Consider the following 21,077-nt stretch of genomic DNA (forward strand, 5'->3'; position numbering starts at 1 on the left):
TTGCTGCTGTGCGGTTTCCTCGGTCGGCGCGGCCGTGCACATCCCGGCAGCGCTGTACGAGGAGACGAAAGAGCTCCCCCGGCCTCGCAGTCTGCTCGTCCTTCCTACCGCGATCTTTCCGTTGCTGGTCGTCGTACTGCCGTTCGCCACGATGGGCGCGATCTTCGAGGTCCACTGGGGTTGGTGGCTCGGCGGCTGCGCGGCGGCGCTGGTGTGGGCCGTCGCGGCCGGGTTCGTCGCCCGGTCACCGAAGCCGTGGATGAGCGTCGTTCGTCTGCTCGGCTGGGCCGTGCTGTGGTGTCTGGAGCCGCTCGTCCTGCTGATGCTGCTGGCGCCTCTCGCCAGTGTCCCGGCGGCGTCGATCGTCATCGGCGTGATGTACCTCTGCGGGGCGCTGTTGTTCGGGTACTGGCTCTTCCTCCGCTACCGGGGCAAGCGATGAAGACCGTCGCGGAGGCGCTGGTCGAGCGCGCGGTGGGCTGGCGGCAGGGAGTGGTGTCGCAGCTGCATCCCGTGCCGCACAGCCTGTCCGATGTGGACGTCGAGGGCTGGGCCGCGGTGCCGGAACCGTTCGCCACCGGCGGTACGTCCGGCGGCACCAGCAAGGTCGCCGCGATCGCCGAGGCACTGGAGCGGCACGCCGCCGCACGGGCACCGCTGGAGATCGTCACCGACGGCGAGTGCTGGCCGTTGGAGCACTTCAGCCTGCACACGGTCGAGCAGCGGGTGGCCCCGGGCTACCGCTACCGCAAGGGATACGTCGACACCCGGTACACGCGGGCATGGACGTTGCCCGGCAACGAACCGATCCGCGTGCCGGTCGGACTGGTCGGGCTGGACGCCGCGCACGGGCTGCCCGCGACCTCGTCGGGCCTGGCGGCCGGTCCGTCGACGACCAGCGCGTTGCTGCGTGCCGTCCAGGAACTGGTCGAGCGCGACGCGTTCACCACCACGTGGCTGCATTCCATCGCACCGCAACGGTTCGCCGCCGATCTGCCGCACGGCGCCCAGGCGTTCGACCTCACCCCCGCCTACAGCCCGCACCCGGTGGTCGCCGTCGCGGGTTCGCTGCCGATCGCCGGCAAACCGAGGCCCACGCTCGGCCTGGCGTGCCGTGCAACGGTCGCCGAGGCCGTGCGGAAGGCCTACGAGGAGTGGGTGCAGGGCACGGTGTTCGTCGAGGTGTGGCTGGCGCGCAACGGCGATCAGCCCGTCGAGGACGTCACCGACTTCGACAAGCACGCCGTCTACTACGCCACGCGCCCGGCGGAGTGGGACGCGCTGCCGTGGTTCACGGGCTTCGAGACCGAACCGCCGCGCGACGCCGAATCCCGTGGCACAGCAGCGGAACTGACCGAGCTCGTGCACGCCCTCGACCGCGCGGCCGTCCGGCTCGCCTACCGAGAGCTCACCACGCCGGAGCTGTCGGCCGTCGGACTGCACTGCGTCCGCGTCCTGTCCCCCGACCTCGCGCCGCTGCACTCGGACCACCACTGGCCGCATCTCGGCGGCCGCGCCCGCGAGCTCGGCTGGCGCTACCCGCACGCTTCTCCGGGCGTGTTCCCCAATCCCGCACCGCATCCGCTGGGGTGACACCGATGTTCGACGACTTCTGGACCGCGAGCCGTTACTCGCCGCTGCACCAGCGCAGGCTCGGCGACCGGCTGCGCGACTTCCGGCCACAGCCGGAGTTGATCGACCCGCTCGAACTGCCCTCGGCGCCGGTTCCGCTTCCCCGGCCGCAGGACCGGTTGCAGAAGCTGTTCCAGGCACGCAGGAGCACGCGGGAGTTCTCCGGCAAACCGCTGACCGACAAGCAGCTCGGCACGGTGCTGGGCGCCTTGTCCGACAACAGCTGTCCGTCCGCGGGTGGCCTCAACCCGTTGCGCTGCTACGCGTTCGTGCACGACCGAGCGGTCCGCTACGACATCCGCCGCCACGCGCTGCAGGACATCGGCCCGGCTCCGGCGAACCTCGCCGAGATCCTCGGCACGCCCGAGGTGCCGCCGCTGACGATCATCCTGGTGTTAACGGACAAAGACTCGTTCGAGAAGTACGGCGAACGCGCGGGGCGCTTCGGCTTGATCGAGGTAGGTGCTGCCGCGCAGAGCATCTGCCTCCGTTTGGCGGAACAGAAACTCGGCGGCTGTCTGCTCGGTGGAGTAGCGGACAGCGAAATGCTGCACGCGCTGGGACTACCCCGCGAACTTCGCGTGGCCACCGCCATCGCGTGCGGGCACATGATCACCTGACGTTCATCAGATCGTGTCTACCGAGGACAGTCGATCACCCGCTACAACTGGCGAGACCCTGCTCACACTCCGAGGAGCTCGCCATGTCGACGAAATCCCTGCGCTCGGCATTCGTGGGTGCCGCCGCCTCCATCGCCCTGATCTTCACGGGCACCCCGGCGCACGCCGTGGACATCGTCGCGGTCACCGACGACTACCTCTACTCGAAGACCATCAGCCAGTTCACAACAACGCGCGCACAACAGCCCTACGCGGGCCAGCTCGACTGGTCGTCCGACGGCTGTTCGTACTCGCCGGACAACCCCTTCGGCTTCAAGTTCCTGCCCACCTGCCACCGGCACGACTTCGGCTACCGCAACTACAAGCGGCAGGGCCGGTGGAACGAGACGAACCGCCTGCGCATCGACAACAACTTCAAGTCCGACATGTACAAGCAGTGCGGCTCCAACTGGACCTGCAAGCGCACGGCCGACCTGTACTACGCGGCGGTGCGTGAGTTCGGCGGCAGCGCGAGCTCCACGGCCACGAGCATCCAGAACGCCGGCCTGAAGTAGGTCACTCGTCGTCGGCGGGGCCGCCTCCACGCATCAGGTAGACCACGTTCTCGAGCTCGTCCGGCTTGATCAGCACCTCACGTGCCTTCGAGCCCTCGGACGGGCCGACGACGCCGCGGGTCTCCAGCAGGTCCATGAGGCGCCCCGCCTTCGCGAACCCGACGCGCAGCTTGCGTTGCAGCATCGACGTCGAGCCGAACTGCGACGTCACGATCAGCTCGGTCGCCTGCACCAGCAGTTCCAGGTCGTCGCCGATGTCGGCGTCGACCTCCTTCTTCTCGGTGGCCTTCTGCGCCGTGACGCCGTCGGTGTACTCGGGCTGCGCCTGGTTCTTGGTGAACTCGACGATCGCCGAGATCTCCTCGTCACCCACGAACGCGCCCTGGACGCGCACCGGTTTCGAGGCGCCCATCGGCAGGTACAGGGCGTCGCCCATGCCGATCAGCTTCTCCGCGCCGGGCTGGTCCAGGATGACCCGCGAGTCCGTCAGGGACGACGTCGCGAACGCCAGGCGAGACGGCACGTTCGTCTTGATCAGGCCGGTGACGACGTCGACGGACGGTCGCTGCGTCGCCAGCACGAGGTGGATGCCTGCCGCACGCGCCTTCTGCGTGATGCGGACGATGGCGTCCTCGACATCGCGTGGCGCGGTCATCATCAGGTCGGCGAGCTCGTCGACGATCGCCATGATGTACGGGTACGGCCGGTAGACGCGCTCGGAGCCGGGCGGCGCGGTGATCTCGCCGGACTTCACCTTGCGGTTGAAGTCGTCGACGTGGCGCACCCGGTTGACCTGCATGTCCTGGTAGCGCTGCTCCATCTCCTCGACGAGCCACGCCAGTGCGGCCGCCGCCTTCTTGGGCTGCGTGATGATCGGCGTGATCAGGTGCGGGATGCCCTCGTACGGCGTCAGCTCGACCATCTTCGGGTCGATGAGGATCATCCGGACCTCGTCGGGCGTCGCGCGGGACAGCAGCGACACCAGCATCGAGTTCACGAACGACGACTTGCCGGAACCCGTGGAGCCCGCGACCAGGAGGTGCGGCATCTTCGTCAGGTTCGCGGTGACCATGTGGCCCTCGATGTCCTTGCCGAGGCCGATCACCATCGGGTGCGTGTCCTTGAGCGTGGACGGCGCGCGCAGCACGTCGCCCAGCCGCACCATCTCGCGGTCGCTGTTCGGGACCTCGATGCCCACGGCCGACTTGCCGGGGATCGGGGCCAGCAGGCGGACGTTGTCGGTCGCCACGGCGTACGCGATGTTCTTGGTCAGCGCGGTGATCTTCTCGACCTTCACGCCGGGACCGAGCTCGACCTCGTAGCGCGTGACCGTCGGGCCGCGGGTGAAGCCGGTGACCTGGGCGTCGATCGAGAACTGGTCCAGCACGCCGGAGATCGCCTCGATCATGAGGTCGTTCGCCTTGCTGCGGGTCTTCGGCGCGTCGCCGTCCTTGAGCACGTCCGGCGGTGGCAGCTGGTACTCGCCCTCGACCGCGCGCACGGCCATCGCCGGAGCGGCGGCCTTCTTCCCCTTCGCGGGCTTCGGGGCGGGCTCCGCGGGCTCCTCCAGCGGGAGTTCGGCCTGCGGCTCCTCCTCGACGGGCTCGACGGCCTGGCGACGGCGGGACGGGCGGCGCAGGCGAACCGGCTTCGGCTCCTCGACCGGCTCTTCCTCGTCCGAGGACTCGTCCTGCGACGACCTGCCGGGGTGCAGCAACGAGCGGATGCGTTCGGGCGCCTGGCGGATCGGCGTGTGCGTCACGACCAGCAGGCCGTAGCCGAAGATCAGGAACAGCAACGGCCCGGCGACCCACGGCGTCAGGCCCTGGGCGAGGAACCCTCCGGCCAGGTAGCCCAGCGCACCACCGGCGCTGCGGCGTTCCAGCGGGTCCATCGGCAGGCCGCCGATGAGGTGGAACATGCCGAGCACGCCGATCATCATCAGCAACGTGCCGATGATCAGCCGCGGCCGCGCGTCGGGCTTCGGGTCGGTGCGCATCAGCGTGACGCCGATGCCGAGCAGCACGACCGGCACGATCACCGCCGGGAACCCGACGGAGCTGCGCACGGCGACGTCGACCCACTGACCGACCGGGCCGCCGGCCTGCCACCACACGCCGGCGCCGGTGATGACCGCGAGAGCGATCAGCAGCAGGCCCAGGCCGTCACGACGGTGTTCGGGATCGAGGTCCTTGGTACGGCTGACAGTGCGCACGAGGCTGCCGACGCCACGGCCCAAAGCGCCCCACACGGCACTGATGGCGCCGCCGCTCTTGCGTGGTGCGGGCTTTCTGGACGCGGTGGATCGCGCCCGCGGCTTGGCTGGTGCTTTGCCGCGTGACGTGGTCTTTCTCGAAGTCCCTGTGCGCCCGGCCATGTGTATAAGGTAGTCCCTCGCGTCTCACCAGCCCCGTTTGCAACTGGGACGCGTGCGAAACCTCATGGTTCCCCTGGAACCCCCACGGTGTCGTTCCGACACGCCGTACGCTGCCCCGCGTGTCCACACCGCTTTTCTGGCGCGTGCTCATGGTGGTCGACCGGGGCCTGATCGCGCTGACTGGCAAGCTCGAGGTATCGGGCGACATCCCGCCGGAGCTGCTCGGCAAGCCGTTGCTGCTCGCCTCCAACCACATCGGCAACCTCGACCCGATGGTGCTCATCGCGGCCTGCCGCAAGATGGGCGTCAACCCGCGCTTCATGCTCGCGGGTGGTCTGCTCGACGCGCCGATCATGGGTCCGGCCCTGAAGGCCTGCGGCCACCTGCGCGTCGACCGGCGGTCGGCGAACGCGGGCGAGGCGATGCACCGCGCCGTCGAGGCGTTGCAGAAGGGCGGCGACCCGATCGCCGTCTACCCGGAGGGCAAGATCAGCCTCGACCCCGGCCTGTGGCCGGAGCGCGGCAAGACCGGTGTCGCCCGCATGGCTTTGGGCGGCGGCATTCCGGTGATCCCCATCAGCCAGTGGGGCGCGCACGAGGCCGTGTACTGGGGCAACCTGAGCGTCGGCGGCTGGAAGGACTTCCTGCCGTACCTGACGTCGTGGCTGCGCGCGGTGCGCAAGCGGCCGACGTTCAAGGTCCACTTCGGCAAGCCGGTGGAGCTGTCCGACCTGAAGGCCGAGACGATGGGCGACGCCCGGCGCGCCCACGAGCGGATCATGATCGCGATCACCGAGGGCTTGGCGCCGTTGCGTCTCGACGAGCCGGACCTGCCGCGCTTCCACGACCCGACGCGGCCGACGACCGGCGCCTCGCCCTGGCGGCCCGCCTGATCGAGTAGCCGATCACCGTGATCAGCATGAGCAACGGCATCGGGTTGCCCATCCACAGGCTGATCGCGAAGTCGATCACGGGGATGATCAGCGCCACGACGAACGTGGCCGTGCTGGCCGTGGGCAGCTTGACCTTCGAGTCAGCCCACGGCGTGCGGCGCCACGGTTTCGCGACGCTGAGCCACGCCTGGAACGCGATCGCGCCGATCATGAGCGACGTGCCGACGGGCATCCACGCGGTCACGTGCCCGTTCACGGCCTCCTGGAGGTTGCCGCTCAGGATGAAGATGCCGATGTAGAGCTGGCTGACCGTGATCACGAACTTCGCGAGCACCCACCAGTGCCGGAAATAGCCCCACGGCGTGGTGGCGCTGAGCATGAACCCGCTGAACGCACTGGTATTGGCCATGATCGCGAGCACCTCGTGGTCGAGGTAGCGCGCCATCCTGAACGCATCGAGGTCGCCCGTCTTCATGCCGTAGAGCACGAGGGCGAGCAACGCCACGGCCTGGCTGAGCCAGCCCACGGACGTGACGACGTGCAGCCACACCAACAGGGTCCGAGCGCGCTTCTGCATGACATGTAGCTTGCCTACGCATCAAGCCGCGCACATCAGGGATTTCCCTTAGGCAAGCTCGTGCAGCCTCGCGTGGATCTCCGGCGTGAGCGGGTGGTCGTAGTCCTCGTAGATCGTCAGCGCTTCCAGCAGGTGCGTCCGCGCCACGTCGGGCTGCCCCGCGCTCGTCTCCCCCAGGCCGTGCAACGCCTCCGCGAGACTCTTGCGGTCACCGAGCACCCGCAGGAACTCGATCGCGTGCCGGAACGAGTCGCGCGCCTCGACCCGGCTGCCCAGCTTCGACTGCGCCCAGCCGATGCTGACCAGCGCCATCGCCTTGCCGTGCACGGCGTCGTGCGAGTCCATCAGCTCGAACGCCGTCCGCGCCGACGCCAGCGACGCCTCGAACTGGCCCGCGGAACGCAGGATGTCGCTCAGGAACAACCTCGTGCCGCCCTCGCCGAACCAAGAGCCGACCTCGGCGTGCCTCCTCAGCGCCTCGCCGAACCTGTCGACGGCGAGGTCGAACTGGCGCAGGCCGCCGTACGCCATGCCCAGGCCCGTGAGGCTCCACGCGGCACCGACGGCGTCACCGATCTCGTGCCGGATGGCGAGCGCGCGGTCGAAGAGTTCCAGCGCGTCCGCGAAACGCTGCCCGCGGAACGCCGACAGCCCCTGGCCGTGCACCGCCCACGCACGGGCCGCCTGGTTGCCATCACGGGTCGCGGCGCGTTCGGCGACGCGGTACGTGCGCGTCCACTCGTCCAGCGCGCTCGACACGATGAAGTAGTTCCACAGCGCCACCGGGATCTGCCACGCCGTCGGCGAATGCTGTTCCTCGGCGAGTCTCGCCACCGCCAGCAGGTTCGAGGACTCCGTGCGGCACCAGGTGAAGGCGTCGTCGTGCGAGGTGAAGTCCTGAGTGGACAGTGGCGGCAGCAGGAACGCCGGGTGGTCCGGCGGCGCAATGACGGTGCCGGCGGCGTTCGCGGTGTCGAAGTACCAGCCCAGCAGCCGTGCCACGGCCTCGTCGCGGCCGCCGGACGACTCCTCGGTGGCGCTGAGTTCGGTGGCGTACAGGCGAAGCAGGTCGTGCATCCGGAACCGGCCGCGCGCGACCTCCTCCACCATGTGCCCGCCCGCCAGCACGTCCAGCAACGTCCTCGCCCGCGACACCGGCACGCCCGCGAGCGCCGCCACGGCGTTCAGGCTGATCTCGGCGCCGGGATGCAGGCCGATCAGCCGGAACGTCCTGGCCGCGTCGGGTTTCAGGGCCAGGTACGACCACGAGAAGGCGGCACGCACGGCAGTGTCCTCGTCGTCGCCCGTGGCCAGCACGTTCAGCCGGTCGTGCTCGTCGGCGAGATCGCTCGCGAGGTCGGCCAGCGTCAGGTGCGGCCGCGTCACCACGCGTTCGGCCGCGATCCGCACCGCCAGCGGCAGGTGCCCGCACAGTTCGACGAGCTTCGCGGCGGCAGCGGGTTCGGCGGCGACCCGGTCCGACCCCACCGCGGACGTCAGCAGCGCCAGGCCCTCGTCGCGGGTGAGGGTCGACAACGTCATCGAGTGCGCGCCGTCGCGGGCGACGAGCCCGCCTAGGTGGTTGCGGGACGTCACGAGCACCATCGACGTCGACCGGCCCGGCAGCAGCGGACGGACCTGCTCGGCCAGCCGCGCGTTGTCGAGCAGCACCAGAACCCGTTTGCCCGCGAGGACACTGCGGTACAGCGCGGACTTCGCGGGCACGTCCTCCGGGATGCGTTCGGCCGGCACGCCGAGGCTCTGCAACAGCTGGTGCAACGCGGCGCCGGGCTGCACGGGCGGCGCCGACGAGTCGAACCCGCGCAGGTCGACGTGCAGCTGACCGTCCGGGAACCGCGAGGCCACCTGGTGCGCGAACCGCACGGCCAGCGCCGTCTTGCCGACGCCGCCGGTGCCGGTGATCGCGACGAGCACCGGCGAGTGGTCGTGCGGGACGACCTCGGCGAGCTTGGCCAGTTCCTTCTCGCGGCCGGTGAAGTCGCGGATCTCGTGCGGCAACTGGACGGGCACCAGCGCGGGCGCCACCGGTTCGGGCTGTGGGTCGGGACGGCCGACGAGCAACTGTTCGTGTAACTGACGCAGTTCGGGACCGGGCTCGATGCCGAGCTCATCGATCAGCAGCCGGCGCAGGTCCGTGTAGACGGCCAGCGCCTCCGCCTGCCTGCCGCTGCGATACAGCGCGGACATCAGCAGACCGTGCAGCCTCTCGCGCAACGGGTGCGCGGTGACCAGCGTCGTCAGCTCTGCCGCCACCTCGGTCTCACGCCCGACCGTCAACAGCAGCGCTGCACGCTGCTCCACGGCCGTGAGCCGCAGCTCGGCCAGACGCGCGCGCTCCACCGCCGCGAACGGACCCGGCACACCGTCCAGTGCGATCCCCCGCCACAGCCCCAGCGCTGCGTCGAAGGCGGCGACGGCCTCGGCCGGCTTGTCCCGCAGCCGCCCGGCCTCGTCCAGGTGGGAGCGGAACACGGCGGCGTCGGAACTGCCGGATGGGAGCCTCAGCAAGTATCCAGCGTCCGTGGAGAGCAGCACGGCACTCGGCGCCCGCGACGCCCTGTCCGGCTCGAACAGCCTGCGCAGCCCGGCGACGTAGGTGTGGATGCCGTTGTCGGCGCTGGCGGGCGGATCGTCACCCCACACGGCGTCGATGAGTTCACTGCGCGACACAACGTGGTTGGCGCGCAACGCGAGCACGGCGAGAACAGCCCTCTGCCGCGGCGGACCGAGCGTGAGCTCCTCGCCGTCCACCGTGGCCGCGAGCGCGCCCAGCAAGCTGACGCGCAACTCGTTCTGCACCCGTGTTCTCACTTCGTCGCTGTCCGCGTTCATCTAGCAACCTACCGTCAGTTTTCGTCCAGAAGCCATCCAGAAGGCATGCAGAGAGGTTCTCCACACTTCACTCAGGTGGATTGGGTCGAAATGAGGGGCGGGAACATGAACGCGGCCGAGGTATTCGACACGCTCGGACTGGAGTACCAACGCGCTTGGTCGCACCAGCCCGCACTGCACGGCACCCTCGCCTGGTTCGCCGCGACACAGCCCTCGGGCTCGCGCGTGCTGGACATCGGCTGCGGCACGGGCGTTCCCGTGGCAAGCACCCTGGCAGGCGCGGGCATGAAGGTCACCGGCCTCGACGTCTCCCCGGTCATGGTCGACATCGCGTCGGCCCAGGTCCCCGACGCCACCTTTCACAAGATCGACATCCGCGACTTCGAGTCACCTCCCGGCTCGTGGGACGTCATCTGCGCCGTCTTCTCGCTGCTGCAGATGACCCAGGCCGAGATCATCCGGACCCTCGGCCAGATCTCGGCGTGGCTGCGGCCCGGCGGTCACTTCTTCCTCGCCACCGTGGCCGTCGACGTCGAACAGGTCACTCTGCCCTGGATGGGCCAGGAGATCGAGGTGTCGTCGTTCTCCGAGGAGAACTTCGAGGCGCACCTGGCCGAGGTCGGCCTGCGGGTCGTGCGCCGGAGCCGGCCGGTCTTCACCCCGTCCTACCCCGGCGCCATGCCCGAGGAGTCGCTGCACCTGGTGTGCCAGCGCCCCTAGGTCTAGTGCTGCTCGGCCAGTGCGCGGCCGATGAAGTGCGCCGACAGCAGGGCGAAGATGTACGCCTGCAGGACCTGCACCAGCGCTTCGAGGAAGAACAGCGCGATGGCGAGCGCGAAGCCCAGCAACGACACCGGTTTGAGGTAGATCGGCGCGTTGAACAGGAGGAACTCGCTGCCGAGTGTGAACACCAGGATCAGCAGGTGCCCGGCGAACATCGCCGCGAACACCCGGATCGCGAGGTTCACCGGGTCGAAGAAGAACTTGAGGATGACCTCGGTCGGGATCAGCAGACCCCACAGCACCGGCTTCGGCACGTCCTTGATGATGAACTGGTTGCGCAGGTAGCCCCTGAGGCCGAACTTGCGGATGCCCACGTAGTGATACAGCGGGAAGATGATCAGCAGCGCGACGGCCGCCGGGAACCCGCTGTGCGTGAACGTCGGGAACTGGATGAACGGAATCAACCCGTAAACGTTGTTCACCAGCACGAAGCAGAAGATGCTGACGATCAGCGGCACGTACGGCGCGAATTCCTTGGCGCCGATCTGCTCACGCGCGAGTGTGTTGCGGCCGAAGTCGTAGACCGATTCGGCGGCGAACTGCCAGCGGGTCGGAATGAGCTTCATGCTCCTGGTCGTGACCAGGAAGAACGTCAGGATGATCACCACCGACAGCACCAGCAGGGCCTGCGGTTTGGTCACCGAGAAGTCGAACGGCAGGCCCAGCGGCTCGTGCCAGGTGAACATCGGTGGGAGAAGAATGTCGTCTTTGCCCGGTGGGCTGAAAACGTCATTACCGGCCATTGGGCGAACCCCCTCGTCCATGGTCTGGAACCAGACCTTATCGGACGAGGGGGACGCAGATCACAGCAGGGTCACGGTCACACCGGGATGATCGTGGGGACGATCATCGGCCGGCGCCGGTAGGTCTCCGCCACCCAGCGCCCCACGACCCGCCGCACGGCCTGCGCGATCCGGTGCGTGTCGGTGATGCCCTCGGCCTCGGTGCGCGCCAGTTCCATCTCCACGAGCGGAACGACGGCCTCCAGCGCCTTCGGGTCGTCGGAGAAGCCGCGGCCGGAGATGGTCGGCGCCGTCACGGCCCGCCCGCTCGCCCTGTCGATGGCGACGGAGATCGAGATGAAGCCGCCCTCGCCCAGCACCAGGCGGTCGGACAGCGTCGACTCGCCCACGTCGCCCACGGACAGGCCGTCGACGTACACGTGGCCGACGACGACGCGGCCGGAGACGGCTGCCTTGCCGTCGATCAGGTCGACGACGACGCCGTCCTCGGCGATCACGACGTGGTCCTCGGCGACACCGGTGGCGACCGCGAGAGCCGCGTTCGCACGGAGGTGCCTCCACTCGCCGTGCACCGGCATCACGTTGGACGGCCGCACGGCGTTGTAGAGGAACAGGAGTTCGCCGGCCGGCGAGTGGCCGGAGACGTGCACCTTGGCGTTGCCCTGGTGCACGACGGTCGCGCCGAGCTTGGCGAGACCGTTGACGACGTTGAAGACCGCGTTCTCGTTGCCCGGGATGAGCGACGACGCGAGGATCACCGTGTCGCCCTCTCGGATCGAGATCTGGCGGTGGTCGCCGCGGGCCATGCGGGACAGCGCCGACAGCGGCTCGCCCTGCGATCCGGTGGAGACGAAGATGACCTCGTTCTCCTCCATCCGCATCGCGACGTCGAGGTCGACGAACAGCCCGTCGGGCACGTTCAGGAAGCCCAGGTCGGACGCGATGCCCATGTTGCGGACCATCGACCGGCCGACGAACGCGATCTTGCGCTTGTACTGCACGGCGACGTCGAGCACCTGCTGGACGCGGTGCACGTGCGAGGCGAAGCAGGCCACGATGACGCGCTGGTCCGCCTTGCGGATGACGTTCTCCAGCACGGGGCCGATCTCGCGCTCGGGCACGACGAAACCGGGCACCTCGGCGTTGGTCGAGTCGACCAGGAAGAGGTCGACGCCCTCGTCGCCCAGCCGGGAGAAGCCCGCCAGGTCGGTCAGCCGGCCGTCCAGGGGCAGCTGGTCCAGCTTGATGTCGCCGGTGTGCAGGACGAGCCCCGCGGACGTCCGGATGGCCACGGCCAGCGCGTCCGGGATGGAGTGGTTGACGGCGAAGAACTCGAGGTCGAACGGCCCGTACGAGCGACGCTCCCCCTCCTTCACCTCCACCAGGCGCGGGGTCTGGCGGTGCTCGCGGCACTTGGCGGCGAGCAGCGCCAGCGTGAAGCGGGAGCCCACGACCTGCACGTCGGGGCGCAGCTTCAGCATGAACGGGACCGCGCCGATGTGGTCCTCGTGGCCGTGTGTCAGGACGATGGCATCGATGTCGTCGAGCCGGTCCTCGATGGCCCGGAAGTCGGGCAGGATCAGGTCGACGCCCGGCTGGTCGTCTTCGGGGAACAGAACGCCGCAGTCGACGACGAGCAGCCGGCCGGCGTGCTCGAAGACGGTCATGTTGCGGCCGATCTCGCCAATTCCGCCGAGAGCGACGACGCGGAGGCCGCCTTCCGGCAGTGCGGGCGGCAGTTCGGTCGAGTGGGTCACGCGTTAACTCCCAGTTCGGCCGCGATGGCCTCGATGTCCTCGGCGGCGGCAGGTACCAGCGGCAGACGGGGTTCCCCCACGTCCAGTCCGCGCAGGCGCAGCGCCGCCTTCGTGTACGTCACGCCGGGAACCCGGCGGAAAGGTCGCAGCAGCGGCAGCAGCGACTCGTGGATCTCCTTCGCGCGCACCACGTCACCGGACTCGTAGGCGTCGGCCATGTCGCGGAGGCGGTCCGCGGCGAGGTGGCCGATGACGCTCACGAACCCGACGGCGCCCACGGACAGCCATGGCAGGTTCAGCGGGTCGTCACCCGAGTAGTAGGCGAGGTCGGTGCTCGCGATCACCCTGCTGCCCGCGTGCAGGTCGCCCTTGGCGTCCTTCACGGCCAGGATCCGCGGGTGTTCCGCCAGGCGCAGGAGCGTGTCGACCTCGATCGGCACGACCGCGCGCGGCGGGATGTCGTAGAGCATCACCGGCAGCTCGGAGGCGTCGGCGATGGCGGTGAAGTGCGCCAGCAGACCTTCCTGCGGCGGCCGCGAGTAGTACGGCGTCACCACCAGCACACCGTGCGCACCGGCCTTGGAAGCCTGCTGCGTCAGGTGGATGCTGTGCGCGGTGTCATACGTGCCCGCGCCGGCGACCACGCTCGCGCGGTCGCCCACGGCTTCGACGACGGCCGTGATCAGCGCGGCCTTCTCCCGGTCCGTCGTCGTCGGGCTCTCGCCGGTCGTGCCGTTCACGACCAGGCCGTCGTTGCCCAGGTCCACCAGGTGTTTCGCCAGTTCCTGCGCCTTGGGGAGATCGATCTCGCCGCGCGAGTCGAAAGGTGTGACCATGGCGGTGAGTACGCGGCCGAACGGGCGGTCCGTCCCTGCGTAGGGGCTTCCTGGCATGCGCAGAAACTACCCGAGTTCACACGCTTCGGTTCAACGACCGCACTCGTTGCACCGCGTCGGCGTCACCGCTGTATTCCACTCGGGCCTCGTCCCGGCCGAACGCCAGCATCACGAGCTCGGCCACCTCGCCGGTGATCACCACTCCGTTCGCGCCCTGCCTGGCGACGACATGCTCACCGTCAGGGCGCACCAGCGTCACGCCCACAGGCGACGACTTGTACGTCATGCGCGCCGTGAGCGGCAGCAGCTTCCACAACGTCGCCTCGCGCCGCGCGTCGTACGGCCGTGGCTCCCAGCCGGCCTGTGCGCGCCGCACGTCTTCGTGGTGCACGAAGTACTCGCCGGTGTTCATGAGCTCGTCGACCGGCTTGATCCAGAACGGCGGCATGCGCACGAGGTCCAGGAGTTCGCTCCACGCCTTGTGCGTGTAGTCCTCCTGGACCTTCTCCGTCCACTTCGCGAACATCGGCAGCACGATGCCGGGCGCGGTGTCGATGCGGCGCTCGCGGATCGCGAGGTGCGCGGCCAGGTCCTTGGTCCGCCAGGTACCGCACAACGTGGGCGCGTCGGGGCCGAGCTCGGTCATCAGGTCGACCAGCGCTTTGCGCTCGTCACGGGCGAGGCTCACGCCCCCATTGCACCACAACCGGATCTCAGGCCTCGTTCGGCTTGTAACAGCCCTTGAAGCCGTCCGGCTTGGTCGAGTTGTCGGCGAGGAGCTTGACCACCTGGTCGCGGTTCAGGTTCTCCGGGTAGCCGGGCCACTCCGGTTCCTGCCCGTCGACGTGCAGCTCGTCAAGCCAGTAGCCGGACTGTCCCGAGACCTTGGCGAACTCCAGGTCGCAGCCCTTCACCCGCACCACGACCTCGATGGTCTTCTCCGAGGACTTGACCGTGCGCTTGCCGATCTTCTTGGACTTCTTCTCCTTCTCCGTGCTGGGCTCGCCGGGGTTGCTGAACCCGGCGGCCTTGAGCTCGGAGACGAACTTGTCCTCGTTGTTGCCGCACGCCGTCAGGGCGGCCACGCAGCCGAGCGCCAGGAGGGCGGGAACGATACGTCTCTTCACGTTCAGTTGTCCTTCTTCGCGCTGATGGTGCCGTCGAGTTTGCTGCCGTCCTTGGCGCTGGCGAGGCACCAGACCTTGCGCTCCGCGTTGCCGCCCTTGTCCTTGACCCACGCGCTCTCGCTCGGGACCAGGGTCGTGAGCTTGAGCTTCGCACCGTCCTTCACCCACCCCGAGTTCAGCGTCATCTCGCAACGCGAGACGCCGAGGCTCTTCAGCGACTCGAGGCCCGGATACCCGGCGTCGGGGAGGTTCGACTGGATCGGCAACGTGTCGATCACGTCGAACACCTCGAAGTCGTGCGGCTTGTCGCACTCCTCGCGGGTGTCCGAGTTGAGCAGCTTGGCCGGTGCGACCTCGCCGATGCCGCAGGTGTTCTCGTAGAGATTGAACACCGGGATCTCGGCACCCTCGCCGTAGGTGAGCGCCTGGCTGCCGCTGCCGGCTCCGGGCGTCGTGAACGACTTGTGCGCGAAAATACCGCCGGTGAACGCCGCCGCGGCGATGACCACGGCGCCGGCCAGCGCGATGATGCGGTTGCGCTTCTTCTTCGCCGGGTCGGCGGCGGCAGCGGCCTGCTGGTACTGCTGGGTCTGCGCCGGCGCGATCCCGGTGGGCGGCGTCGGCTGGTTGCCGATGCTGGCGAGCATCGCGCGGGCCTGCGGGCCGGACAGCCGGGCGTTCGGGTCGGCGATCAGCAGACCGGTGATGACGGCACCGAGCACGCCCGTGGCACGGGTCAGGCGCGGGGTCTCGCTCATGATCGCGTGCAGCGTCGAGGCCGTGGAGGAGCGTTCGAACGGGCTCCAGCCCTCGACGGCGTAGCAGAGGGTCGCGCCCAGCGCCCACAGGTCGGACGCGGGACCGGCCTCGTGACCGTGGATGCGTTCCGGCGACATGTAGGCCGGCGACCCGATGAGGCTGCCGCTCGTCGTCAGGCGCGGGTCGTCGACGGCCTGGGCGATGCCGAAGTCGGTGAGCTTGACCTTGCCGTCCGGGCGGATCATCAGGTTGCCGGGCTTGACGTCGCGGTGCACGATCCCGGCCTGGTGCGCGGCCTCCAGCGCCGACAGCGACTGCAGCGCGATCGACACGACCTGGTTCGGCGGCATCGGCCCGTGCGCGCTGATCAACGTCGACAGCGTGGCCGCCTCGACCAGCTCCATGACGATGTACGTCGTGCCGTTCTCGTTGATCGCGTCGAACACCGTCACGACGGCGGGATCGTTGAGCTTGCCGGCGGTGCGCGCCTCACGCAGAGCGCGCTCTTCGAGCACACGGCGTTCCTCGTGCGCTATGCCGTCCGGCAGATGCAGTTCCTTGATGGCGACGAAGCGTCCGATGTGGCGGTCCTGGGCACGCCAGACGATGCCCATGCCACCGCGGCCGAGCTCGGCCACCAGGGCGTACCTGCCCGCGATGACGCGCGGTTCGACTGCCTGTCCGTGCACGTGCGCTCCTACGACCTTGGAACCGGGGGCGTTGACGGTACTTGAGACCCGCCGACTGCAGGATCGGTTCCTAGGCTTCCGGCGCTACAACCACTTCGTGACCTGCGGCACGCAAGGCGAGCACCGCGCGGCCGAGGTCGGTCTGCTTCACGAGCAGATGGTCCGTGTCGTAAGTGGACAACGCGAACAACGAGACGCCCGCTGCCGCCAGTTCACCCGCCAGAGCAGCCATGATGCCGGTGAGCGTGAACTCCAGGGGCCCGCGCACCGTCAGCAGCCGCCAGCTCTTCTCTGTTTTCTGACTGGCCCCAAGCGGCTGGCCGTCCATTGCGAACGACGCGGGCGCGATGATCGACACCTCGGCCGGGGTCCTGGTCACGGAGACCAGGACGTCGGTGAGGTCGAGCAGCCCGCTGGGGACAGGAGCGTCGGGTGCCAGGCGCGTGACCGCGTATTCGCCGGGCCGGACGTCCACGATGAGCCGCTTCATGGGCGTCAGCCTTCAACCACGAGTGGGCTGGAGGCAACTTCCGTGCCGTCCGGGAGTGTCGAGATGACGAAGTCCGCGAACGCGTTGGGCGCCGCCTTCGTCAGTTCGCGCAGGCACGCGATGGCGAGCTCGCGCAGTTCGACGTTGATGTGCTCGGTCGCGCGCATCGCGATGAAGTGGCGCCACGAGCGGTAGTTGCCCGTCACGACGATCTCGGTGCCGGTGGCGTTGGGCAGCACGGACCGTGCGATCTGCCGCGCGCGCCGGCCGTTCACGGTCTGCTCCAGGCTCTGCACCAGCTCCTCGTACGCCTTGAGGCTCGCCTCGGTCGCGGCGACGAACCGCGCGTGCAGCTCGGGGTCCTGCGCGATCAGGTCCGGTTCCACGACGTCGGTCGGGTCGGTGCGCTGGGAGAGCTGCGAGTACGAGAAGTGCCGGTGCCGGATCAGCTCGTGGGTGAGCGAGCGCGGCAGCTCGGTCAGGTAGAGCGAGGCGCTGCCGTGCTCGAACGCGGCGAGGTGCCCGACGTCGAGCAGGTGGTGCAGGAACGTCGCGTTGGTGTTCGTCATGGGGTTCGAGCGGTCCCACGACTGGTAGCAGGCCCGGCCGGCGAACTCGACGAGCGCCGCGCCGCCGTCCGCGTCGGTCGTCCACGGCACGTCGTCCGGCGCGATGAACTCGGTCCTGGCCACCAAACGCACTCTCGGCATGGAGCCGACATTAGCCCTGACATCAGGTGGTGGTTGCACGATGTCGGAAGTGACGTCATAGTGGTGTCATGGATCTGTCGCCGTACATCGCGTCACTGCGCGAGGACTTGGCGACGGCCGCATCCGCGGGGGACGACAACACCCGTCGAACGGCCGCCGCACTGTCCGCAGCACTCGAGCCAGCCGCGCGACTGGCAATCATGAACGCACTGTCCGACCTGGCCGCGGAGGTCACCGCCTCCCTGGACGGCCAGGTCGTGGACGTTCGCCTGGCCGGTCGTGACGTCCAGGTGGTCGTCACGGGATCGGCGGAACCGGAGCCGGAACCCGCTCCGCGGCACGAGATGCCGAACTTCGGCGCAGGTGACGCCACAGGTGACATCAGCCGCATCACGCTGCGCATGATCAACGAGCTCAAGTCGAAGGCCGAGGCCGCCGCGTCGGCTCAGGGCGTGTCGCTGAACTCGTTCATCCAGCAGGCCGTGGGTGGCGCGGTGCACGGCAAGCACAAGCATCAGCACAAGGGGTGGAGCGGAAACGCCGGCTCGGGCTCGCGCGTCCGCGGATGGGTGCAGGGGTGAGCGGGATGACAGAGCCGACAGACAGCGAACCGTCCGGCGTGGTGCGCCAGCAGAGCTTCGAGTTCGCGGGCATCGCCGAGATCGACATCTCACTGCTCAGCGGCCGCGTGCAGGTGCAGCTGGTCGACAGCCCCGGCGTGCACGTCGAGGTGCGGCACGACCCGAACGCGGGCAACTCGTGGACCGAGGGCCTGTCCAGCGTGCTGAGCTGGGTCAGCGGCCAGTTCGGCCCGGACAAGACGACCCCTCCGTCAAGTCCGGAGGACGCCGTGCGCGACGCACGCGTCGAACTGCTGGGCAACCGTTTGCGCATCGAGTCGTCGAAGGCGCTGCCGTTGCGCGCCGTGCCGCTGTCCGTGGTGGTGACGGCTCCCGTGGGGTCGCACGTGTCGTCACGGACCGGCGCGGCCGACGTCGTCGTCACGGGCGGTGCGGGCCGTCTGGACCTGAACACCGGCACGGGCAGCGTGTCCGCGGACCGCGCGACCGGCGATGCCAAGGTGAACTCGGGCGCCGGCACCGTGCGCCTGGGCACGATGCTCTCGTCACTGAAGGCCAAGACGGGCAGCGGTGACGTCGAGGTGTCGTCGATCGGCGGCACCAGCACGCTGATCACCGGGACCGGCGACGTGTGGCTGGGCGCCGTGCAGGGCAACGTCCAGGTCCGCACCGGCAGCGGCGATCTGACCGTGGCCGACGCGGCCTCCGGCGAGATCCAGCTCGGCACCGGCTCGGGCCACATCCGCGTCGGCATCCGGCAGGGCACGCTCGCGCGGGTCGACCTGGTGTCCACGTCCGGCAACGCGCGCAGCGACTTCGACGTCTCGTCCGAGCCGCTGGGTGACGCCACCCTGTCGGTCACGGGCCGCACGGGCAGCGGCAACGCGCTGGTGACGGCCGCTTCGAACTGACCGGGGGGTCGGAGGAAAGACGTCCCCGGCTAGGGCTCCTGGAACGGTTTGGAGCCGCCGGGGACGTCGTCCGGAAAGAGCGGGCAGCGCAGTTCGCCGGTCAGGAACTTCCTGATGAAACTCGAGAAGTTGCCGTCGTAGGACCACTTCTGCCGCATGTCCGTGATCATCACGGTCCACTCGTCCGGCTCGCCCCTGGTGTACCAGAGGCAGTGGTCGCCGTTCACCGTCGTGCCCCAGGGCAGCAGGCCGGGAGAGTCCGGGTGCACCCGCAGGCCCGGCTGGCGCCGCAGTGCCCGCAGCATCTTGGGCGCCGTCGACATCCAGTTCATGAAACCGGCCCGTGCCGTCGGGTGCAGGATGCGGACGTAACCGCCGACGATGAGTGGCGGATAGGCCTCGGCCAGGTGCACGAAGTCGCTGGGCAGCGCGGTGCCCGCCCGGCCTTTGACCGCGCCCCAGTCAACCGGGTCAGGACGCCGTTCGGGCGCTCCCAGCAGGTCGATCCACTCGTCAGGCGGCACCGTTCACCTCCGTGACCCTCAAGCATCGCCTGTGGCACTAGGGATTCGGTTGTACCGCAGTCCGGCGACGACCAGTGAGACGACGGCGTCGAACGCGTCCTGAATGTGAGGATTGCCCCACTCCTGGGCGTGAGCCGGGTGGTGGAACACCTGCGTCGCGTCCCACACCGCCTGCGCCGTCCTCTGGATGTCGTCCGTCACGAACTCGTGGGTTTCCACTCCCGCCGAGATGATGCGCGCGATCTGCCCCACGAGGTGGCCGATGTGGTACTCGGGGATGGCGCAACTCTCGCTCACCAGCACCTTGAACGTCGCGAACAGCTCGGGTTCGTCGATGTGCGAGAGCCGCTTCCGGTCGAACAGGTGCTGCAGCCAGGCCCTCAGGTTGTCCGCCGCGCTCGCTTCGGCGTCGAGGACCGACTCCATCTCGACGTGGATCGCGTCGAGCCAGCGCCGCGTCACGGCCTCGCGCAACGCGGCCTTCGTCGGGAAGTGGCGGTAGACGCTGCCGTGGCTGACCCCGAGAGCCTTGGCGACGTCGACGACGGTCGCCTTGGCCGGGCCGTACCTGCGCAGCACCTCTTCGGTCGCCACGAGGATCGCCTCGCCGGTCAACGCCTCCGCCACGTCATCTCACCTCTCGCTGTCCAGCATCGCCATCTGCGCGGCCGCGTAACGCGTGCCCGCGGCGGCTCCGACAGGAACGACAGCCTCGATCTCCTGCAGTTCCTGCTCGGTGAACGTCACGCCGACGGCACCGATCGCCTCGTTCAGCCTCGCACGCTTCGTCGTGCCGACAAGAGGCACCACGTCCTCACCGCGTGCCGCGACCCACGCGATCGCGAGTTGCGCAACGGTGACGCCCTTGCCCGCGGCGATCTCGCCGAGCTTCTCGACGAGCGCGGCGTTGCGGGTCAGGTTGTCGCCCTGGAACCGGGGCGCGTGGCCACGCCAGTCACCGGCGTCGAGGGCGAGCGGGGTGGAGGAGATCAGGCCGCGCGACAGCACTCCGTACGCGGTGATGCTGATCCCGAGCTCGCGGGTGACCTGCAGGATCTCCCGCTCGACACCGCGCTCCAGCAAGCCGTACTCGATCTGCAGGTCGGCGATGGGGTGCACGGCGTGGGCGCGGCGGATGGTGTCGGCGCCGACCTCGCTCAGGCCGATGTGCCGGACGCGGCCCTTGTCGATCTGCTCGGCGATGGCGCCGATGGTGTCCTCGATCGGCACGTTCGGGTCGAGCCGGGCCGGCCGGTAGATGTCGACATGGTCAGTGCCGAGGCGTTGCAGCGAGTACGCGAGAGAGTTGGCGACCGCGATGGGCCTCGTGTCGAACCCCAGGAACGCGCCGTCGGCGTCCCTCATGCCGCCGAACTTCACGCTGAGCTGCACCTCGTCGCGACGGCCCTGGACGGCCTCGGCGATGAGCATCTCGTTGTGGCCCTGGCCGTAGAAGTCACCGGTGTCGAGCAGCGTGACGCCCGCGTCGAGGGCGGCGTGGATCGTCGCGATGCTCTCGTCCCGATCGGCCGGGCCGTAGGCGTCGGACATGCCCATGCAGCCCAGACCGATGGCGGACACGACCGGGCCGGTGGCTCCGAGCTGACGCTTCTGCATTTTTCGAACCCCTTCGTCTCTTCGGTGAGTTCCAGCCTGCCTGA

Annotated in this window: 22 protein-coding genes; 8 read left to right on the plus strand and 14 right to left on the minus strand. The window is 69.0% G+C overall.

All coding sequences use genetic code 11. The features are described 5' to 3' along the window. The first annotated feature begins 34 nt into the window (after window positions 1-34). The 4 genes from IG04_RS0126935 to IG04_RS0126950 all read left to right on the plus strand — a co-directional run bounded on the left by IG04_RS0126935 (window position 35) and on the right by IG04_RS0126950 (window position 2,806). Window positions 35-442 (plus strand): hypothetical protein, encoded by a 408-nt coding sequence (locus tag IG04_RS0126935; RefSeq protein WP_030479514.1) that lies wholly within the window; start codon window positions 35-37, stop codon window positions 440-442. Further along, a complete protein-coding gene (locus IG04_RS42915; protein WP_051770761.1) occupies window positions 439-1,593 on the plus strand; it encodes a YcaO-like family protein in 1,155 nt (384 codons plus the stop codon). The genes IG04_RS0126935 and IG04_RS42915 overlap by 4 nt, the downstream gene beginning before the upstream one ends. A gap of 5 nt (window positions 1,594-1,598) precedes the next feature. Further along, a complete protein-coding gene (locus tag IG04_RS0126945) occupies window positions 1,599-2,252 on the plus strand; it encodes a nitroreductase family protein (RefSeq protein ID WP_030479516.1) in 654 nt (217 codons plus the stop codon). An 83-nt stretch (window positions 2,253-2,335) separates the two neighbouring features. Continuing rightward, complete coding sequence (locus tag IG04_RS0126950) at window positions 2,336-2,806, plus strand: phospholipase (RefSeq protein WP_030479517.1); 471 nt, start codon at window positions 2,336-2,338, stop codon at window positions 2,804-2,806. Between the two features lies 1 nt (window position 2,807). On the opposite strand, the gene IG04_RS0126955 is transcribed toward IG04_RS0126950, so the two are convergent. Beyond that, the gene (locus IG04_RS0126955) at window positions 2,808-5,183 is read right to left on the minus strand and encodes a DNA translocase FtsK (RefSeq protein WP_030479518.1); all 2,376 of its coding nucleotides are present in this window, start codon (window positions 5,181-5,183) and stop codon (window positions 2,808-2,810) included. A gap of 119 nt (window positions 5,184-5,302) precedes the next feature. Here IG04_RS0126955 and IG04_RS0126960 point away from each other — a divergent pair, with 119 nt between their 5' ends. After that, complete coding sequence (locus IG04_RS0126960; protein WP_051770763.1) at window positions 5,303-6,076, plus strand: lysophospholipid acyltransferase family protein; 774 nt, start codon at window positions 5,303-5,305, stop codon at window positions 6,074-6,076. On the opposite strand, the gene IG04_RS0126965 is transcribed toward IG04_RS0126960, so the two are convergent. Both IG04_RS0126965 and IG04_RS0126970 read right to left on the minus strand, forming a co-directional pair. Next, window positions 5,973-6,653: a hypothetical protein gene (locus IG04_RS0126965; protein WP_063758326.1), complete on the minus strand. Its 681-nt coding sequence runs from the start codon at window positions 6,651-6,653 to the stop codon at window positions 5,973-5,975. The genes IG04_RS0126960 and IG04_RS0126965 overlap by 104 nt on opposite strands. 48 nt (window positions 6,654-6,701) lie before the next feature. Further along, a complete protein-coding gene (locus IG04_RS0126970) occupies window positions 6,702-9,506 on the minus strand; it encodes an AfsR/SARP family transcriptional regulator (protein WP_051770765.1) in 2,805 nt (934 codons plus the stop codon). A gap of 105 nt (window positions 9,507-9,611) precedes the next feature. Between IG04_RS0126970 and IG04_RS0126975 the strand changes: the two genes are divergently transcribed. Continuing rightward, on the plus strand, window positions 9,612-10,226 hold the full coding sequence (locus IG04_RS0126975; RefSeq protein WP_159460474.1) for a class I SAM-dependent methyltransferase: 615 nt from the start codon (window positions 9,612-9,614) through the stop codon (window positions 10,224-10,226). Window positions 10,227-10,228: 2 nt separating this feature from the next. Here the strand turns inward: IG04_RS0126975 and atpB are convergent, their stop codons facing one another. From atpB to thyX, 8 genes are all read right to left on the minus strand, one after another. Next, the gene (gene atpB / locus IG04_RS0126980) at window positions 10,229-11,032 is read right to left on the minus strand and encodes a F0F1 ATP synthase subunit A (protein ID WP_030479523.1); all 804 of its coding nucleotides are present in this window, start codon (window positions 11,030-11,032) and stop codon (window positions 10,229-10,231) included. Window positions 11,033-11,109: 77 nt separating this feature from the next. Then, window positions 11,110-12,789, minus strand: coding sequence for a ribonuclease J (locus IG04_RS0126985; RefSeq protein ID WP_030479524.1), 1,680 nt, complete (start codon window positions 12,787-12,789; stop codon window positions 11,110-11,112). After that, window positions 12,786-13,682, minus strand: a complete 897-nt coding sequence (dapA, locus tag IG04_RS0126990) for a 4-hydroxy-tetrahydrodipicolinate synthase (RefSeq protein ID WP_030479525.1) — start codon at window positions 13,680-13,682, stop codon at window positions 12,786-12,788. The genes IG04_RS0126985 and dapA overlap by 4 nt, the downstream gene beginning before the upstream one ends. Before the next feature lie 19 nt (window positions 13,683-13,701). Continuing rightward, a complete protein-coding gene (locus IG04_RS0126995) occupies window positions 13,702-14,313 on the minus strand; it encodes a TIGR03085 family metal-binding protein (RefSeq protein ID WP_030479526.1) in 612 nt (203 codons plus the stop codon). 25 nt (window positions 14,314-14,338) lie between these two features. Beyond that, window positions 14,339-14,752 carry a hypothetical protein gene (locus tag IG04_RS0127000; protein WP_030479527.1) on the minus strand — a complete coding sequence of 138 codons (414 nt, stop codon included), beginning with the start codon at window positions 14,750-14,752 and terminating at the stop codon, window positions 14,339-14,341. Window positions 14,753-14,754: 2 nt separating this feature from the next. Beyond that, the gene (locus tag IG04_RS0127005; RefSeq protein WP_030479528.1) at window positions 14,755-16,200 is read right to left on the minus strand and encodes a serine/threonine-protein kinase; all 1,446 of its coding nucleotides are present in this window, start codon (window positions 16,198-16,200) and stop codon (window positions 14,755-14,757) included. A gap of 70 nt (window positions 16,201-16,270) precedes the next feature. Further along, entirely contained in the window at window positions 16,271-16,690 is a 420-nt protein-coding gene (locus IG04_RS0127010) for an ACT domain-containing protein (RefSeq protein ID WP_030479529.1), read from the minus strand. A 5-nt stretch (window positions 16,691-16,695) separates the two neighbouring features. Continuing rightward, complete coding sequence (gene thyX / locus IG04_RS0127015; protein WP_030479530.1) at window positions 16,696-17,400, minus strand: FAD-dependent thymidylate synthase; 705 nt, start codon at window positions 17,398-17,400, stop codon at window positions 16,696-16,698. 68 nt (window positions 17,401-17,468) lie between these two features. Between thyX and IG04_RS0127020 the strand changes: the two genes are divergently transcribed. Together IG04_RS0127020 and IG04_RS0127025 are read left to right on the plus strand one after the other, a co-directional pair. Beyond that, the gene (locus IG04_RS0127020) at window positions 17,469-17,981 is read left to right on the plus strand and encodes a toxin-antitoxin system HicB family antitoxin (protein WP_030479531.1); all 513 of its coding nucleotides are present in this window, start codon (window positions 17,469-17,471) and stop codon (window positions 17,979-17,981) included. Between the two features lie 5 nt (window positions 17,982-17,986). Beyond that, the gene (locus IG04_RS0127025; RefSeq protein ID WP_030479532.1) at window positions 17,987-18,892 is read left to right on the plus strand and encodes a DUF4097 family beta strand repeat-containing protein; all 906 of its coding nucleotides are present in this window, start codon (window positions 17,987-17,989) and stop codon (window positions 18,890-18,892) included. A 29-nt stretch (window positions 18,893-18,921) separates the two neighbouring features. Here the strand turns inward: IG04_RS0127025 and IG04_RS44285 are convergent, their stop codons facing one another. From IG04_RS44285 to IG04_RS0127040, 3 genes are read right to left on the minus strand one after another with little or no spacing between them, the layout of a single operon-like run. Then, entirely contained in the window at window positions 18,922-19,416 is a 495-nt protein-coding gene (locus IG04_RS44285; RefSeq protein WP_030479533.1) for a hypothetical protein, read from the minus strand. Between the two features lie 18 nt (window positions 19,417-19,434). Continuing rightward, window positions 19,435-20,043: a TetR/AcrR family transcriptional regulator gene (locus IG04_RS0127035; RefSeq protein ID WP_030479534.1), complete on the minus strand. Its 609-nt coding sequence runs from the start codon at window positions 20,041-20,043 to the stop codon at window positions 19,435-19,437. A gap of 6 nt (window positions 20,044-20,049) precedes the next feature. Further along, window positions 20,050-21,033 carry an aldo/keto reductase gene (locus tag IG04_RS0127040; RefSeq protein WP_030479535.1) on the minus strand — a complete coding sequence of 328 codons (984 nt, stop codon included), beginning with the start codon at window positions 21,031-21,033 and terminating at the stop codon, window positions 20,050-20,052. Between the last annotated feature and the right edge of the window lie 44 nt (window positions 21,034-21,077).

The sequence above is a fragment of the Lentzea albidocapillata genome, from assembly GCF_000719115.1.
Classification (GTDB): Bacteria; Actinomycetota; Actinomycetes; order Mycobacteriales; family Pseudonocardiaceae; genus Lentzea; species Lentzea albidocapillata.

Coding starts and splice junctions, on each gene's coding strand:
- IG04_RS0127040 (WP_030479535.1), bottom strand. CDS start 21,033: ATGCAGAAGCGTCAGCTCGGAGCCACCGGCCCGGTCGTGTCCGCCATC.
- IG04_RS0126965 (WP_063758326.1), bottom strand. CDS start 6,653: ATGCAGAAGCGCGCTCGGACCCTGTTGGTGTGGCTGCACGTCGTCACG.
- IG04_RS0126945 (WP_030479516.1), top strand. CDS start 1,599: ATGTTCGACGACTTCTGGACCGCGAGCCGTTACTCGCCGCTGCACCAG.
- IG04_RS0126950 (WP_030479517.1), top strand. CDS start 2,336: ATGTCGACGAAATCCCTGCGCTCGGCATTCGTGGGTGCCGCCGCCTCC.
- IG04_RS0126970 (WP_051770765.1), bottom strand. CDS start 9,506: ATGAACGCGGACAGCGACGAAGTGAGAACACGGGTGCAGAACGAGTTG.
- IG04_RS0127025 (WP_030479532.1), top strand. CDS start 17,987: ATGACAGAGCCGACAGACAGCGAACCGTCCGGCGTGGTGCGCCAGCAG.
- IG04_RS0126955 (WP_030479518.1), bottom strand. CDS start 5,183: ATGGCCGGGCGCACAGGGACTTCGAGAAAGACCACGTCACGCGGCAAA.
- thyX (WP_030479530.1), bottom strand. CDS start 17,400: ATGCCGAGAGTGCGTTTGGTGGCCAGGACCGAGTTCATCGCGCCGGAC.
- IG04_RS0127020 (WP_030479531.1), top strand. CDS start 17,469: ATGGATCTGTCGCCGTACATCGCGTCACTGCGCGAGGACTTGGCGACG.
- IG04_RS0126975 (WP_159460474.1), top strand. CDS start 9,612: ATGAACGCGGCCGAGGTATTCGACACGCTCGGACTGGAGTACCAACGC.
- IG04_RS0127010 (WP_030479529.1), bottom strand. CDS start 16,690: ATGAAGCGGCTCATCGTGGACGTCCGGCCCGGCGAATACGCGGTCACG.
- dapA (WP_030479525.1), bottom strand. CDS start 13,682: ATGCCAGGAAGCCCCTACGCAGGGACGGACCGCCCGTTCGGCCGCGTA.
- IG04_RS42915 (WP_051770761.1), top strand. CDS start 439: ATGAAGACCGTCGCGGAGGCGCTGGTCGAGCGCGCGGTGGGCTGGCGG.
- atpB (WP_030479523.1), bottom strand. CDS start 11,032: ATGGCCGGTAATGACGTTTTCAGCCCACCGGGCAAAGACGACATTCTT.